General features: G+C 68.7%; 15 protein-coding genes. 8 read left to right on the top strand and 7 right to left on the bottom strand.

The annotated features are described in order from the left end of the window. Positions 1–70: 70 nt before the first annotated feature. The gene (locus AAW00_RS00280) at positions 71–1,288 is read left to right on the top strand and encodes an OmpA family protein (RefSeq protein WP_047002383.1); all 1,218 of its coding nucleotides are present in this window, start codon (positions 71–73) and stop codon (positions 1,286–1,288) included. Between the two features lie 533 nt (positions 1,289–1,821). On the opposite strand, the gene AAW00_RS00275 is transcribed toward AAW00_RS00280, so the two are convergent. Together AAW00_RS00275 and AAW00_RS00270 are read right to left on the bottom strand one after the other, a co-directional pair. Next, the gene (locus tag AAW00_RS00275) at positions 1,822–3,951 is read right to left on the bottom strand and encodes an acetate--CoA ligase family protein (protein ID WP_047002382.1); all 2,130 of its coding nucleotides are present in this window, start codon (positions 3,949–3,951) and stop codon (positions 1,822–1,824) included. A 2-nt stretch (positions 3,952–3,953) separates the two neighbouring features. Next, positions 3,954–4,823 (bottom strand): p-hydroxycinnamoyl CoA hydratase/lyase, encoded by an 870-nt coding sequence (locus AAW00_RS00270; RefSeq protein WP_047002381.1) that lies wholly within the window; start codon positions 4,821–4,823, stop codon positions 3,954–3,956. Positions 4,824–4,928: 105 nt separating this feature from the next. Here AAW00_RS00270 and AAW00_RS00265 point away from each other — a divergent pair, with 105 nt between their 5' ends. Further along, on the top strand, positions 4,929–5,339 hold the full coding sequence (locus AAW00_RS00265) for a MarR family winged helix-turn-helix transcriptional regulator (protein ID WP_047002380.1): 411 nt from the start codon (positions 4,929–4,931) through the stop codon (positions 5,337–5,339). Between the two features lie 164 nt (positions 5,340–5,503). Here AAW00_RS00265 and AAW00_RS00260 read toward each other — a convergent pair whose 3' ends face one another. Then, positions 5,504–5,941 (bottom strand): hypothetical protein, encoded by a 438-nt coding sequence (locus AAW00_RS00260; protein ID WP_047002379.1) that lies wholly within the window; start codon positions 5,939–5,941, stop codon positions 5,504–5,506. 201 nt (positions 5,942–6,142) lie between these two features. On the opposite strand from AAW00_RS00260, the gene AAW00_RS00255 reads away from it, so the two are divergent. From AAW00_RS00255 to AAW00_RS00240, 4 genes are all read left to right on the top strand, one after another. After that, positions 6,143–6,955 (top strand): DODA-type extradiol aromatic ring-opening family dioxygenase, encoded by an 813-nt coding sequence (locus tag AAW00_RS00255; protein WP_047002378.1) that lies wholly within the window; start codon positions 6,143–6,145, stop codon positions 6,953–6,955. 55 nt (positions 6,956–7,010) lie between these two features. Then, positions 7,011–7,985: a helix-turn-helix domain-containing protein gene (locus AAW00_RS14135; RefSeq protein WP_052761692.1), complete on the top strand. Its 975-nt coding sequence runs from the start codon at positions 7,011–7,013 to the stop codon at positions 7,983–7,985. Between the two features lie 4 nt (positions 7,986–7,989). Then, the gene (locus tag AAW00_RS00245; protein WP_047002377.1) at positions 7,990–8,859 is read left to right on the top strand and encodes an alpha/beta hydrolase; all 870 of its coding nucleotides are present in this window, start codon (positions 7,990–7,992) and stop codon (positions 8,857–8,859) included. A 148-nt stretch (positions 8,860–9,007) separates the two neighbouring features. Further along, positions 9,008–9,817: a heme-dependent oxidative N-demethylase family protein gene (locus tag AAW00_RS00240; RefSeq protein WP_338151451.1), complete on the top strand. Its 810-nt coding sequence runs from the start codon at positions 9,008–9,010 to the stop codon at positions 9,815–9,817. On the opposite strand, the gene AAW00_RS14130 is transcribed toward AAW00_RS00240, so the two are convergent. The 4 genes from AAW00_RS14130 to AAW00_RS14125 form a co-directional block, all read right to left on the bottom strand. After that, entirely contained in the window at positions 9,778–10,362 is a 585-nt protein-coding gene (locus AAW00_RS14130) for a nucleotidyltransferase family protein (protein WP_052761691.1), read from the bottom strand. The genes AAW00_RS00240 and AAW00_RS14130 overlap by 40 nt on opposite strands. Next, entirely contained in the window at positions 10,352–11,197 is an 846-nt protein-coding gene (locus tag AAW00_RS00225) for an XdhC family protein (protein ID WP_052761690.1), read from the bottom strand. Before AAW00_RS00225 ends, AAW00_RS14130 begins: the two co-directional genes overlap by 11 nt. Positions 11,198–11,212: 15 nt before the next feature. Next, entirely contained in the window at positions 11,213–11,392 is a 180-nt protein-coding gene (locus tag AAW00_RS00220) for a hypothetical protein (RefSeq protein ID WP_156169882.1), read from the bottom strand. 336 nt (positions 11,393–11,728) lie between these two features. After that, on the bottom strand, positions 11,729–12,391 hold the full coding sequence (locus AAW00_RS14125; protein WP_052761689.1) for a HupE/UreJ family protein: 663 nt from the start codon (positions 12,389–12,391) through the stop codon (positions 11,729–11,731). A gap of 204 nt (positions 12,392–12,595) precedes the next feature. Between AAW00_RS14125 and AAW00_RS00210 the strand changes: the two genes are divergently transcribed. Then, positions 12,596–14,032: an efflux transporter outer membrane subunit gene (locus AAW00_RS00210; protein WP_063359784.1), complete on the top strand. Its 1,437-nt coding sequence runs from the start codon at positions 12,596–12,598 to the stop codon at positions 14,030–14,032. Continuing rightward, on the top strand, positions 14,029–15,345 hold the full coding sequence (locus AAW00_RS00205) for an efflux RND transporter periplasmic adaptor subunit (RefSeq protein ID WP_047002372.1): 1,317 nt from the start codon (positions 14,029–14,031) through the stop codon (positions 15,343–15,345). Before AAW00_RS00210 ends, AAW00_RS00205 begins: the two co-directional genes overlap by 4 nt. Positions 15,346–15,358: the final 13 nt, after the last annotated feature.

The following is a 15,358-nucleotide window of genomic DNA, read 5'->3' as shown; positions in this document are numbered from 1 at the left end:
AGGCGTAGAGCGTGAATTGCCTTACCAACGCGGGATGGAAGCAGCCCCCGCTAATAACGAAGGAAAAATAATGAAGAAACTCCTGCTTACTGCGTCGGTTGCGGCGCTCGCCATTCCGGCGGTCGCACACGCCGACCCCTACATCGCCATCAGCGGCGGCGTTGCCACCGCCGAGGACATGGAAAACCGCGGCACGCTGGACGACACCGTGCCCGCCACCACCCGTCCGAACCGTAACTACCCCGCCATCGCGGCCGGTACCGAATACGGCTTCGACACCAATGTCGATCTCGGCTGGAATGCCAACGCGCAGCTCGGCTACGCCTTCGACAACGGCTTCCGCCTGGAGCTGGACGGTTCGTATGTCACCTACGACATCGACTTCCACCGCAATGCCTTCGTCGGTGGCACGAACATCGGCCAGCAGGATGCCGCCATCCTGACCCGCGGCGCAATCACCGGCAACTCCGTCGACGAAGCGCTGGCCGACGGCCAGGGCGACGTGGAGACCTACGGCGTCTTCCTGAACGCGCTGTACGACTTCAACCTCGGTGCGGTTAAGCCTTACATCGGTGCCGGTGCCGGTATCTACGTCATCGACGTCGACTACATCCCGAGCGGCGTCCTGATCGCCAACGATGCGGACACCACCTTTGCCTATCAGGGCATCCTCGGCGTGTCGGGCGACCTCGGTCCGCGTACCCAGCTTTTTGCCGAGTACAAGTACCGCGGCCTGATCGACGAAGCCAACATCATCGATCGCAACTTCCCGGGCAGCTTCGAAGTCGATTCGACCCAGCACATCGCGTCGCTGGGCCTGCGCTTCATGCTCGGCGGTGTGGACGAGGTGATCGCGCCTCCGCCGCCCCCGCCGCCGCCGCCGCCCCCGCCGCCCCCGCCGCCGCCGCCCCCGCCGCCTCCGCCGCCTGTGGCGCAGTGCAACACGGGTCCGTACATCGTGTTCTTCGACTGGGATCGCTCGGACATCACGCCGGAAGCTGCGACCGTGCTGAACTCGGCCGTCACCGCCTACCGTGACTGCGGAACCGCCCGCGTCATGCTCGCCGGTCACGCCGACCGTTCGGGTACCGCGACCTACAACGTCGGCCTGTCCGAGCGTCGTAACGCCGCCGTGCGCGACTACATGACCGGCCGTGGCATCCCCGCCGCGCGCATCTCCAGCCAGGCGTTCGGCGAATCCCAGCCGCGCGTCGCCACCGCCGACGGTGTGCGCGAGCTGCAGAACCGCCGCGTGGAAGTGACCTACGGTCCGGGCTCGGGCAACTAAGCCCTAGCCGCCAAGGCAAAGGAAAGGCCGCCGGGAACGATCCCGGCGGCCTTTTCTTTTGCGTAGGCGGGTCTGATATCTGCTGTCTCCTGCTCCGATAGCCTCAACGAGAGCTCAGGGTCATTGAAAATGCCCAATCCTTAATCCTGAGCGTGGCAAAGTCGCTCGTCGCCTCAAGCAGATTTGCGCGCTCCAGCTTGCCGGGCCTCAGCTGGAGGTCCGAGCGGAACGACTACGATCGGGACGGTCATCGGCAGCGATCAATCCGAAGCTGCAGTGTGACAGAAAGTCCGCCATTAACGGCCGGGCGCTGCAATCGAGACTGTTTGGCGATGGGCCTGCTGCGCAATCGAATTTACGAGGCGCCTTCGCAGCTATTCTTGCGGTTTAAGGAGAACTGCTCAGATGGTCGGTTTTTGCCAAGCCATTGTCTGTCAGTCTGTCCCTAACCTGGCCGTACTGCCGCGCACCTGACAATTGCTTCGCCATAGTGCGCCGCGCTGCAGCAACAGCCGCGGCAAAGCTCACGAAAGTCAGTCCTCGACGAGCATCAGCGCATCGAGCGCCATCACCCCCTGCCCAGCCGGATAGGCGACGACCGGGTTGAGGTCGATCTCGCGTATGCGCGGGTTGCCCGCCATCACCCGCCCGACCCGGACTATCAGCTCCGCCAGCGCGTCCACATCGAGCGCGGGCGAACCGCGCCAGCCGATCAGAAGCGGGGCCTGTTGCAGGCCCAGCAGCCCGGCTCTGACCTGCTCCACGCCGAGGTCGGGCGTGAACAGTTTCACGTCCTTCAGGATTTCCGCCGTTACCCCGCCGAAGCCCGCCAGCACCACCGGCCCCCATTCGGGATCGTGTTTGGCGCCGACGATCATCTCGGTGCCGCGCGCACCCATCGCCTCCACCAGCATCCCGTCGTATTCGATGCTCGCATTGTATGTGCGCAGGGCCAGCGCCATGTCTCGATAGGCCTGGCACAGCGCGCCGTCATCGGCGAGGCTCACCGCCACGCCGCCGGCATCGGACTTGTGGCTGAGGCGCGCGGACTGCGCCTTGAGCACCACCGGGTAGCCGAGCTCGCGCCCCGCGTCCTGCACCGCGCCCTGGTCCATCGCTACGAACCGGCCTCGCGGAAATTCGATGCCCGCGGTCCGCAACAGGTCCTTGGCACGGTATTCGGGGACCACGCCGCCGACCGCGTCCAGTCCGTCCAGCACGATGGGATCGCCCGAACGGTCCGCCAGGTCGCGCTTGGCGAGATCGGCGAGGCGGGCGATGGCGCGGTAGGCGCGCTCGGTGCTGGGGAACCACGGAATGCCCGCGGCGCGCAGGTCGGCGACGTATTCGGGCGGCACTGTCGCGCCCTCGTCCACCCCGGCAAAAACCAGTGGCTTGCTCACCTTGCCGCCGTCCAGCGCGGCGCGGATGGCGGGAAACTTGATTTTCGAGGTGATCGGATCGGACTGGATTATGCTGGCGACCACGCTGCCCACGCGGTCGTCGTCCAGCAACGCACGCAGAAGGTGGGTATAGATCGCCGGTTCGGAGAGGCCCACGGCGGTGATATCGGTGGGGTTGGAAACGGGCACGAAGTCCGGCAGCACCGCGCGCAGTTCCGGCGAGTTCTCGTCGTCGAGATGCAGCAGGTCGAGCCCCACGTCCTGCGCCAGGTCGAAGGCGAGACCGCGCAGCGCGCCGCTCTCCCCCAGCACCACCATGTTCGCGCCGGGCAGGCTGTCGCAGGTGACGGCGATGGTGGCGATGTCGCAAAGCTCCTCCAGCGTGTCGGCGAAGATCACTCCCTCGCGCGCGAGCTTGGCGCGCATCAGCTGGTAGTCTCCCGCCATCGCGCCGGTGTGCGTGGCGGCGCTTTCCTGCGCCTTGGCGCTCTTGCCCGGGTGCAGCAGCACGATGGGCTTGCCAGCCTCCCGCGCGCGGCGGGCGGCGGCGAGGAAGGCGGCGGGACGGCGAAAGGTCTCGACGTACATGGCGATGACGTGGGTCGCCGGGTCGTCCACCAGCCATTCGACGTAGTCCTCCACGCCCGAGGCCGCCTCGTTACCGGTCGAAACCGATGTGGACACGTAGCAGCCGCGCGGGTGCAGCGTCGTCGCGATTACCGCCGCGAGCGCGCCGGACTGGCTGGCGATGCCGACCGCGCGCGCTCCTGCGGGCGGCGTTGCCATGTTGATCTCGACGAAGGTCAGCGGGATGCGGTCGACATAGTTGGTGCAGCCGAGGCAGTTGGGCCCTTCGACGATCATGCCGTGCCGGGCAGCGATGCGGGCGATTTCGGCCTGGTCGCGCGCACCATCTTTGCCCGCTTCGGAAAAGCCCGCGGCGTAGATCACCACCGCGCCGCAGCCCTTTTCGCCGAGCTGGCGCACGGTATCGACCACGAAGGCACGCGGGATGGCCAGCACGGCGCAATCTACCCCGTCCGGCAGGTCGGCCACATCCTTCACCACGGCCAGCCCCTGCAACTCGTCGCGCTTGGGATTGACCGGATAGATCGCGCCCCCGAACTCGTACTGCACGAGGTTGTTCAGCAAAGTGCAGCCGAGCGCGCCGTGCCTGTCCGACGCGCCGATCACCGCCACCGATTTCGGGCGCAGCAGCCGGTCGATCTGGGCATTGGTGAAACGGCGCGAGGTGATCATGGTCAGCCTTCCAGCTTGCTCTTGTCGAAAGCGCCGAGGCCCGGCTTGAAGGTCTTCTCGTCGAGGAACTGGCGGGTCGCCTCCTTGCGCGTCTCCCAGCCGCCGAAGTCGTTCAATGCTTCCTGCGCGCGGATCAGGTAGTCCTCGGCGTTGTCGTAGGTCATCTCGCGCACGCGGCGCACGGCCCACTTGGTCGCGCGCAGGGCGTGGCCGTCCTTCTTCTTGAGCACGTCGGCGACGGCCTGCACGCGGTCCTTCAGTTGGTCGGCGGGCAGGCTCTCGTTGACCATGCCCTTGGCCGCGGCTTCCTTGCCGGAGAGGTTTTCACCCATCATCGCGTGGTACATGGCATCGCGGAAACCCATCAGCTCTGCCGCCACCTTGGAGGCGCCGCCGCCGGGCAGGATGGCCCAGTTGATCTCAGACAGGCCAAACTGCGCGTCGTCGGAGCAGAAGGCGAGATCGCAGGCGAACAGCGGGCCGTAGGCGCCGCCGAAGCACCAGCCGTTGATCATGGCGATCGTCGGCTTCTCGTACCAGCGCAGGCGTTCCCACCAGCCGTAGGCCTCGCGCTGGTGCTGGCGGGTCTTGTGGAGGCCCTCCTGCTCGGCGGCGCGGAAGTATTCGAGCAGGTCCATGCCGGCGGACCATGCCTCGCCCTCGCCCGTCAGCACGAGCACCTGCACGCGGTCGTCGAACTCCAGTTCCTCCAGCACCTTGAGCATCTGGCGATTGAGCTTGGGGCTCATGCAGTTGCGCTTGTCGGGGCGGTTGAAGCGCACCCAGGCGACGCCGTCGATGACGTCGTAACCCACCGTTTCCTCCTGCGGGCGCGGGTCGGGCTGCGAGGGGCCTTTGGCGGGCTGTTTCATTCCGGGATCTCCTGTCTCGCCCGACTCCGTCGGACCATTTCGATTGCCGCAGTTCCTACTTTCCCGGATTGTTATACGCAACAACAATTGCTAGAGTGGTTCGCGATGACCGATCCTCTCGCCCGCTATCCCGGCTATGCCCTGCGCCGTGCCGCTTCTGCCGCGGGGGCCGTACTGAACGAGCGGCTGGGCGAAATGGGCCTGCGACAAGCTTCCATGTCGGTGCTGATGCTGGTCGAGGCCAATCCCGACATCACCGCCAGTGCGCTCGGCCGCAAGCTCGATATCCAGCGTGCCAACATGGTGCCGCTGCTCAAACGCCTGGAGCAGGCCGGCCTGATCGACCGCCGCGCCATCGACGGCAAGTCGCAGGGCCTCGTCCTGACCGAGGAAGGGATGCGTACCTGTGCCGATGCACGCAAGGTGGTCGAGACCTTCGAGGCCGAACTCCTCGCCCGCGTGCCGGAGGAGCACCGCGACCATTTGCTGCCAGCGCTCAATGCCTTGTGGGACTGAGCAAGAGGTTACCCGCCCCCATGCCCCGCACCGGCCTCCACGAATTCAGCATGAGCCCGATTAAGCCCGAGCACGGCGCGGCCCTGGACAGCCACGACCGCAAGTCCGCTTTCGAGGCGTTCGACGATCACCGCGCCGTCTGTCGTCACGCGGCCGCCCAAGGCCTAGGCTACGCGGCGAACATCCGGAGGGTCGTCGTCGTTGGCGTGCCGCCGCGACGGTCTTACCGAGGCCGTGCGCTTGCGCCTGGCGCGGGAACGGGCGCGCGGCATGCGCACCAGCAGTGCCACGTGACCAGCGGCACCCTTCACCTGCTTCCACGCCGCGACCGCGAGCGTCACGATCATCGCATCAAAATAGAAAGCAAGCTCCATCGCGTAGGCGGCCAGAAACTCCGGACCCAGGATCGCGATGAACTCACCCCCGGCAAGCAGCACGGGCACGAGGATAACGGCGTAGATCAGGTGATGGCTGCGAAACTTCGCCAGCGCCGCCACGGGCCGCTCCACCAGTTCACGGTGGCATAGCCTGGCGAAGGGCGTGCCCTTCCCGGCGAGCATCGCGACGAGGACGATTAGCAGAAAACCCGTCAGCGCGATCATCTCATGCGTCCCCCGTCACGCGGTGTTTATGGGGATTCCGGCATCGCGGGACAACCATCACCCTCATGATCCAGGCCGCCGCCATCGGCCACCTGCCGGTGGTCCGTTCGGATATCGCGCGGCGCTGGCAAACATCTTCGCGGGGCCTGGCCCAAGGGAAAGTTTGTTGTCGCCGCCGCCATATAACGCCACCTACGGGGCATGACCCTGCCGACCTACTACCTCAGCCACGGCGGCGGACCCTGGCCATGGATGCCGCAGGCCGCGCCCACCTACGCCGTCCTCGGTGCCTCGTTGAAGGCGCTGCGCCGCGAACTCGACGAGGCTCCGCGCGCCGTGTTGGTGGTGACCGCGCACTGGGAGACCGAAGACTTTGCCTTCTCTGCCGCAGAGAGCCCCGGCATGATCTACGATTATTCCGGCTTCCCGCCCGAGACCTACGAGATCGTCTATCCCGCCCCCGGCCTGCCCGCGCTGGCCGAGCAGGCGGCTGGCCTGCTGCGCGGCGGCGGTATGGCGGCCTCCACCGATGCACGGCGCGGCTTCGACCACGGCACCTTCAGCCTGATGCAGGCGATCTGGCCGGCGGCGCAGCTGCCCGTGGTGCAGATGTCGATCCGCCGCGACTACGATCCCGCGCTGCACCTCGCCGCCGGGCGGCTGCTCGCGCCGCTGCGGGACGCGGGCGTGGCGATTATCGGCAGCGGGCTCAGCTTCCACAACCTGCGGGCGATGGGGACGCAGGGACGCCAGGCATCCGCCGCCTTCGATGGCTGGCTGCAACGATCGCTGATCGGCAAGCAAGGCCCGGCGCGCGACGAGGCACTGCTGCACTGGGAACAAGCGCCCGCCGCCCGCCTCGTCCACCCGCGAGAGGATCATCTGATGCCGCTGCACGTCGCTGTGGGTGCCGCCGCCGACGCGCCCGGCAGCCTGGCCTATCACCAAAACGATTTCTTCGGCGCGATCACCGCCTCCAGCTTCCGGTTCGGTACCGCACCTGTCCCGCAATAGGCATCGGAGTGCGCGCCGCTTGCCAGAGAGGACGATTGCGCGGTAAATTGTTCCAATGGCGGCACTCGCGAAAGACGACCAGAGCTGGAGTTCCGACGGCCTCGCCCGTCCGGAGGCCATCAGCCAATGGCGCGAATGGGCGGCCAGCACCATCGGCCCGCTGGAGGTCGAGGTCTTCAACCCCGGCCACTTCGCCGCGCGCTGGATGAGCCATGGCATCGGCCAGCTGATCCTGCTTCACCTGTTCGCCCCCGCCCAGCGTGTGACCCATACCGGCAGCGACGGTAGCGCGGGCCGCGCCGCGCCCTCCATCCAGCTCGTCTATGCCCGGCAGGGCACGCTGAAGACGGCGATGGGCGGCAGGCGGTTCAATGTCGATCCGGGGCAATTCGTGCTGGTCGACAACACCAAATACTACCAGATGGAAATGGCCACCCCGCACGAGGCGCTCGACCTGATGATGCCGCAGGCCTGGCTGGAAAAGCACCTCCCTGATCCGCAGGCGCTGCTCTCCCGCCCGATCAGCGCACGCGAGGGGTGGGGCGCGCCGCTCGGCGCATTGCTGGAGACCTTGGCAGACGGGCTCGACACCTGCCCGTTGCCGCGCCCGCTGATCGCCGAACAGGTCGGCAGCCTGCTCGCGCTGGCCACCGGCTTCCACGAACCCGAGGAGGCGACCCGCCATCGCGGCCAACTGGCCCGGCGCATCCTGCGCCGGATAGAGAGCGACTATTCCGATCCCGAACTCAGCCCCGAGCGCGTGGCCGGAGACTGCGGCATTTCCAAACGCTACCTGCAAACCCTGCTGGCGGGCAGCGGCACGAGCTTCGTGCAGGAACTGAACGCCATGCGGCTCGACCGGGCGAGCGACCTGTTGATCGATGCGCGGGCGCGGGCGCTTTCGGTGGCAGATGTCGCCTATCGCACGGGATTCCTCGATCCCGGCTATTTTACCCGCCTGTTCCGCAAGCGCTTCGGGCTGACGCCCAGCCAGTGGCGGGCCGGGCACGCCCCGCAGACCTTGGGATGACGGCATGAAATTCGGATTTGCTCTGGTTCTCGTCGCGCTGCTGGCGCTCGGCCTTTCGGCCGCGTGCTCGCCGCTCCGGACCTTCAACGCCCTCGCCCCGCGCGATCCGGGGGGAGAGCGAGTTGCATCGGACGTGCCCTATGCCGCGGGCGAGCGGCAGATGCTCGACATCTACGCGCCGGAGGGAACCGTGCAGGACGCGCCGGTGGTGGTGTTCTTCTACGGCGGCAGCTGGAATTCCGGCACGCGGGAAGGTTACGATTTCGTCGGCCGCGCGCTCGCCTCGCGCGGGTTCGTGGCCGTGGTGCCCGACTATCGGCTGGTGCCCGAGGTGCGCTATCCCGCTTTCGTCGAGGACGGCGCTGCCGCCGTGCGCTGGACGCGCGCCAACGTGGCCCGCTACGGCGGCGATCCCGACAAGATCGTGCTGATGGGCCATTCGGCGGGCGGCTACATCGCCGCCATGCTGGCCGTGGACGATCGCTGGCTGGGCGCGGACCGCGCGGGCGTGCGCGGCCTCGTCGGCCTGGCCGGGCCATACGATTTCGCGCCCTTCGATCCCGGCGCGGCGCAGGAGGCGTTCGGTCGGTGGCCCGATCCGTCCGAAACCCAGCCGGTAACCTGGGCGGGAGCCGGCGATCCCCCGGCATTGCTGCTGACCGGCGCGGACGACGAGACCGTGCGCCCGCGCAACTCCTACGCGCTGGCCGAGCGGCTGCAAGCGGCGGGCGTACCGGCACAGGTGCGCGAATATCCGGGCGTGGCGCACATCAACATCCTGCTGGCCCTGTCTCGTCCCCTGCGCGGGCGGGCGAGCACGCTGGACGACGCGAGCGTTTTCATCCGCTCGGTCACGGCCGATCGCCAGGACTGAGCGACACGTGAGAGACCATGGCAGTCCACCTTGCGTAAACCGGCCCGATCTTTCCGTGGCCTCTTGCTCGATCTCGGCGGGACACCGCCCGAGCGACGACGCAATCTCGTCCTGTCGTCCATCCCCGAACTCGTGACGGCCTGCCGCCTTGGCTAAGCTCGGCTTCAGCGTCGACGAGCTGCTGCCGATGGCGCGCGGTGGCGGGGCGCTCAGAATGGGGCTGGTGGCGCTGGGCGAGGACGAATGGTTGCGGCCCGACCCCGATCTCGCGGTGCGCAAGGCCGCCTTCGACGCCCATCCCGAGAGCGTGCAGCTTACGCCTCGCGCCACTGCGGCGGGCGAGGAGCTGGCAGCCATCCTGGGTGCGGACGGCGGGCTGGAAGGCGCGGCGCGTTCGGCTTGGGAAGACATGTGCCTGCTGCTGCCCGATGCCGAGGGCGAGCCCTACCGGCTGATCGGCGCAGCGGTCGCCTTCCCCACCGACTGGCATCCGGCGCACAAGCTCGGCCTGCCGCTCGCCGCGATGCACGCGCCCATCGACGGCTATGCCGAGCAGCTCGCCAGCGGGGTCGACCATTTCATGGCCAAGCTGCGGCCGGGCCGCGTGTTCGGCCGCTGCAACTGGTTCGTCAGCCCGGGGCCCTCGCTGCGCTGGATCGACACCGAGCCGCCGGAGGCGACCTTTGCCGGCGTGACGGCGGAGAATGCGGGCGAGACCCTCTTCGCGCGCTGCGAGCGCCAGACCCTGCGCCGCCTGCCGGAAACGGGCGCGATCGTCTTCACCATCGGCGTCCATGTCGCGCCGCTTGGCACGCTGACCGACGACAACGTGGCCCGGCTCGACAATGCGGTGCGGACCATTCCCAAAGTCGAGGCCCGGCGGCGCGGGGCGGCCTTCTTCGCGCCGCAGCTGGCGGCCTATGCGATGCGGCGCGCGAGGGCTTCGGCGACGGCCTGAAGGTCTTCGGGCCGGTCGACGTCCGCCAGCGTGCCTGGCGGCGCGGAGACGAGGCGCAGGTCTGGCAGGCTCGACAGGAAAGCCCCGGCACCGCTCTTGCCCTCCAGTCGGGCGAGCGGGTCCAGCAAGTCGTAGGGCACGAACGCCGGGACCCCGGCGCGCCCGGCGTGATCGGTTGCCGCCGCTCCCTCGCCTGCCAACAAGGCGCACAAATGCATTGGCTCGATCAGCGGCATATCGGCGAGCAGCAGGAGGATATCCCGCCCCTGCGTGCGCGCCCGCCGGGCGGCGAGCGCAACGCTCGTGCCGAGACCCGTCTCGCTGCGCGGGTTGGGCAGCAGGTGCCAGCCGCTCGCCTCGCGGGCAAAGGCCGGCGCATCCGCGGGAACGACGATCACGCCCGACGCCAGCCCGGCCCGCGCCACGGCATCGAGCACCCAGGCCGCCACCCGTCGTCCGGCGCAGGTTGTATCGAGCTTGCCCCCGCCGAAGCGCCTCGCCGAGCCCGCGGCGAGCACGGCGACAAGCGTCGGCCTAGCGGTCACGGTGGTGCGGGTGGCGCAGTTCGTAGGCCCCTGCGATGGCGGCGAGCACCGAGAGCGCGAGACCCGCAGGCTCGCGGCTATGCTTGACCGTGCCGATGGGGCTCGCCACGCGGGCGACCTGGCGCGGGTCGAAACCGGCCTCCACCAGCGCCGCCTCGCGTGTGGCGCGGGCCGGGGCGCCGCCCTGCGCGCCGATGAAGAAGGCCGGCGTCCTGAGCGCCCAGTCGAGGATCGCCCTCTCCCATTCGTGATCGTGGAACATCAGCGCCACGGCGGTCCAGCGGTCGGCGATGAGGTGATCGGGCCGCGTGCCCAGCGCCAGCGTCTCGCGCCCGTGGCTCTCGACCGCGATGCCGGCCTGCGCGCCGATATGCTCCAGCGCGGCCAGCTCCGACCCCTCGCCCAGCAGCACCAGCCGCAGCTGCGGGACATAGCGCCGCCCGGCCATCGGCGAAGGCTCGGGCAGCACCAGTGCCGCCTCCTCGCGCGCGTCCAGCCGGGTCAGCACCGCCTGCGCTGCCGTGCGATCCGGCGCGGGATCGATCAGGATGTCGAGCCCGCCGCCGCACGGCAGGCGAAAATCGATCTTCGGCGATCCCGCGCCATAGCGCAGCACGCGCGGCGCTCCGCCCGCCAGCACCTCGCTCGCCAGTTCGCGCTCGAGGCAGCCGTCGGCGAGGCTTCCCGCCACGCTCCCGTCAGGCAGCACCGCCAGCTGCGCGCCGAGGCGACGCGAAAAGCTGCCCTCGATGCCGACGATCGTGCACAGGCCCGTCCCCTCGTGCGAGGCAACGGCGCGAAGAGCGGTGAGGTCGTCGGCGAAGGGCAGCGTCACGCTGCCGCCAGTGGCCTATTGCTGGTCCGGCGGCAAGTTCATGATCAGCGGCACCTCTTCCCCGCGCAGTTCGGCCATCGCGACGCGCAGGTTGATGCGCGCACGGCTGCGCGGCGTGCCACCGTAGGCAAGGCCCGGCAGCGGCTCGGAGCCCATGAACAGCGCAAAGCTGGGCGTGGCGTTGAGGCGCGCCATCGCGTCGTCCTCGGACGCGCTCAACGCGGCGCGGGCCAAGGCCAAGGCGCACTAAGACCAGGTCTGCCCGATCGAGAGCCTCGCCCTGACCCTGCACCTTGGTATCGACCAGCACCACGTCCGAATCCCGAACAAAAGACAACGGCATTGCCGCCCGCGCAAGCTATCCTGAAAACGTGCTCGCTGACCTGCTCGATCGGCTCGATGCCCGGCAATCCTTGCGCGAACACCGCGGTGACCGCGGTGACCGCGCCGCCCGTCAGCTGAATGACCGATGGGATCGCCAGCAGTCTCGTGCCGTATCCGCTCCCCAATTTTTAGGACTCTGTCAACGAATCAGGATAGACCCGCGGCCACGACCGCAAGCGATCCGCCTTTCGCGATCCATCTCGCCCGGCACGCATCGCGGCGTCGGATCGCCGCCAGCATCAGCGCCACTGGCACCACGATGGCAAGCTGGCCCAGCTCCACCCCGAGGTTGAAAGCCAGCAGCGAGACCGCGAGGTTGCCCGGCGGCAGGCCGAACTCGCGCAGCACGAAAACGAAGCCAAAGCTGTGGACGAGGCCGAACAGCCCGTGCCAGGCCCCGCTCGGCAGGAAGGTGCCAATCACCGCCCATGCCCCAGCCGCCGTACCCGCGTAGTTCACTTGCGGCGGCTTGTCGGCGGCGAGCATGAACTGCTGCACTATCCGCCCCCGGTCGCGCAGGCTGACGAAGGCCTGATGGCCCTCTACCCCGGGGAATGGCGCGACGGACAGGTGCAATTCGGCGGGCGGCGGCCCGCGCATCTGCAGGCGCAGGTCGACGTCACCGTCTGCCACGTCGATGGCGTAGCCGCCGGGCAGCAAGGCCAGCCGCCGTCCATCGCCGTCAGTCAAGGACAGGCTGCGCGCGAGAAAGGTCCGAACCCGACTGTCTTGTGCTTCCAATACACCGCTGTCGAGCATATCGTGCGCTTTGTCGAAACCGAGTTCGTCGGCGAGCAGGTCCGCGTGCATCCCGGGGGAAAGGGTTCTCGCCAGGGACCGGATGAAAGATTGTTGCGCCAAGGTAACTCCGAACGGCGAGGTTGCTTATAGCGGGGTCGACGCGGTTGGAACCGGTGGCCGCTCTGGCTATGCCGGAAAAGACGGGATGGGGGTGTAGTGAGAATTCAGGGCATTTCGGACGGGGGAGCCTTGCGGGGACGGGGAAGAGTTCGCTTGGTACTCCTCGCCACGGGCTGCGCGGCGGCACTTTCGGCGTGCGCCACGACGCCGGTCGAAGTTGCCGCGCCGACGGTGGCCGTGCCAGCCGACTGGGCGCAAACCGATGTCGCGCCGATCTCCACCGACCTCACGCGGTACTGGACCCTGCTCGGCGATCCGTTGCTGACGCAATTCGTCGAGCAGGCCGTCGTGGGAAACCGCGACCTCGCTGTCAGTGCCGCGCGGGTCGACCAGGCGCGGGCCTCGCTGGTGCAGGCGCGCGCGGGTTATCTGCCTGCCATCGGCGCGACCGGCGGCATCAACCGCGATGTCGGCAGCCGCGGGCGTGACGGGGTGCAGTTTCAAGTCGGCGCCGACGCGCAGTGGGAACTCGACCTGTTCGGGCGGATTTCCGGCGGCGTAGCGGCGGCGCAGGGTGACCTCGCCGCCTCGGGTTATTCGCTGGCGGACCTGCAGCGCCTTATCGTCGGGCAGGTCGCCAGCGCCACCGTGAACGCACGCGCCGCAGCAGAGCAGCTGGCCATAGCACGCACCACCCTCGCCTACCAGGACGACAACCTGCAGATTGCCCGCTGGCGCAATCAGGCCGGCCTCGTGTCCAGTCTGGATGTCGAGCAGGCCCGCGCCCAGCGCGCGCAAACCGCCGCCACCATTCCCGCGCTGGAATCCAGCCTGACCGCAACGGCCAATGCCATCTCCACGCTGATCGGCGAGCCGCCCGGCCGCGTGCTGGAGGCGCTGACAACCGATCCCGCCCCTGTGCCCGAACCGCCGCTCCTTGCAGGTTTCGAGGCGCCCGCCGAAGTCCTCTTCCGCCGCCCCGACGTGCGCGCGGCCGAGGCGAACCTTCTCGCCAGCAGCTCGCGCATCGGCGTCGCCCGCGCGCAACTTCTGCCGCTGGCGCGCCTTTCCGGCTCGATCGGGACGGGCCAGGCAAGCCTCGGCAACGTGTTCGACTTCATCGCCGGCAATTTGTTCGCGGGCGTGAGCCAGCTGATCTTCGACGGTGGGCGCACCCGCGCGCAGGTCGACAGCGCCGAGGCCGCGGCGCGCGGCTCGCTCGCCCAGTGGGAGCAGACCATCCTCGGCGCGCTGGAAGATGTCGAAAGCGCGGCCGTGGACCAGCGCACCGCCGATGAACGGGTAGCACTGAGTGAGGAAGGCGTCGATGCGGCCAGCAACTCGGTCTTGCTCGCGCGCAGTTCGTACGAGGCCGGGCTGACCGATTTCCGCAACCTGCTGACCAGCGAGAACGAGCTGCTCTCGGCGCGCAACTCGCTGGTGGCCGCCAAGGCGGATCGCGCGCTCGCCTTCGTGCGGCTGACGCAGGCGCTGGGCGGCGGCTGGGACATGGCCGCCTACGACTATCCCCTCCCCCTCATGGCACGCGACCGCCGCGACGGGGACAGCTTCGACAGGACCGCGCAATGAGCGAGACCATCACGACCAGCACCACCTCGCCCGATGGCGACACCGATATCGAGACCTATCTCGACGCCGGTGGGCCGAAGAAGTGGTACAAGAGGAAGCGCGTGTGGATCGGGCTCGTCCTGCTGGTGCTGCTGGCGCTTGGCATCTCCACCTGCTTTCGCGAGCCGCCGCCGCCCGAATACATTACCGCCGCGGTGGAGCAGCGCAGCCTCGACCTGACGGTGACCGCCACCGGTGCCTTGCGCCCCGTCAACCAGGTCGAGGTCGGCTCCGAGGTCTCGGGCAAGATCGACCGCATCCTCGTCGACGTGAACGACCAGGTCGCGCGCGGGCAGGTGCTGGCGATCATCAACACCGATGTCATCGACGATCAGATCGTGCAGGGCCGCGCCAACCTCAACGCCGCGCGGGCGCGGGTGGCGCAGGCGCAGGCGACGCTGGATGCCGACACCGCGCAGCTGCGCCGCCTGCAGGACGTGCAACGCCTGTCGGGTGGGCGCGTGCCGGCGCAGGCCGAGATGGAGCAGGCCGAGGCGGCCGTCAGGCGCGGGCAGGCCACCGTCGCCGCCGCGCGGGCCGAGGTCGTCTCCTCCGAGGCGCAGCTCTCCACCGCGCAGACCAACCGCAACCGCGCCGTGGTGCGCTCGCCGGTCTCGGGCGTGGTGCTGGCGCGGCAGGTGGAGCCGGGGCAGACCGTGGCCGCCAGCTTCAACACGCCGACGCTGTTCGTCATCGCCGAGAACCTCTCCACCATGCAGCTGCGCGTCGATCTGGACGAGGCGGACGTGGGCCAGGTGGATCCCGGCCAGCGCGCGACCTTTACCGTCGATGCCTATCCCGGTCGCCGCTTCCCCGCGACAGTGGACCGCGTCGATCTCGGCTCGAACACCACGGCGCTCGGCCAGCAGCAGCAACAGCAGGCCAGCCAGCAGGTCGTCAGCTACGAGGCGCGGCTCACTGTCGCCAATTCCGAGGGGCTGCTGCGCCCTGGCATGACCGCCACCGCCACCATCGCCACGCAAAGCACCGGGCGCGCCATGCTGGTCCCCAACGCAGCGCTGCGCTTCGAGCCCGAAGCCGAAGAGGAGGCCGGCGGCATGTTCGGACCGCAGAACTTCGGCATCGAGGAGGAGAACGAGGCCACTATCGGCGTCGGCAGCCGCCAGCGTGTTCACGTGGTCGAGGAAGACGGCACGCTTCGCGCCATCGAGGTCGTCACCGGGCAGAGCGACGGGCGCATGACCGTGGTCCGCTCGGACGAGCTGGGGCCGGGCATGAAGGTCGTCACCGGCGTCGGCGCGGGCGCGGACTAGGGGCGGGCGTGGC

It is taken from the genome of Aurantiacibacter luteus (assembly GCF_001010945.1).
In the GTDB taxonomy this organism is placed as follows: Bacteria; Pseudomonadota; Alphaproteobacteria; order Sphingomonadales; family Sphingomonadaceae; genus Alteraurantiacibacter; species Alteraurantiacibacter luteus.
This window is presented reverse-complemented; position numbering and strand designations above follow the sequence as displayed.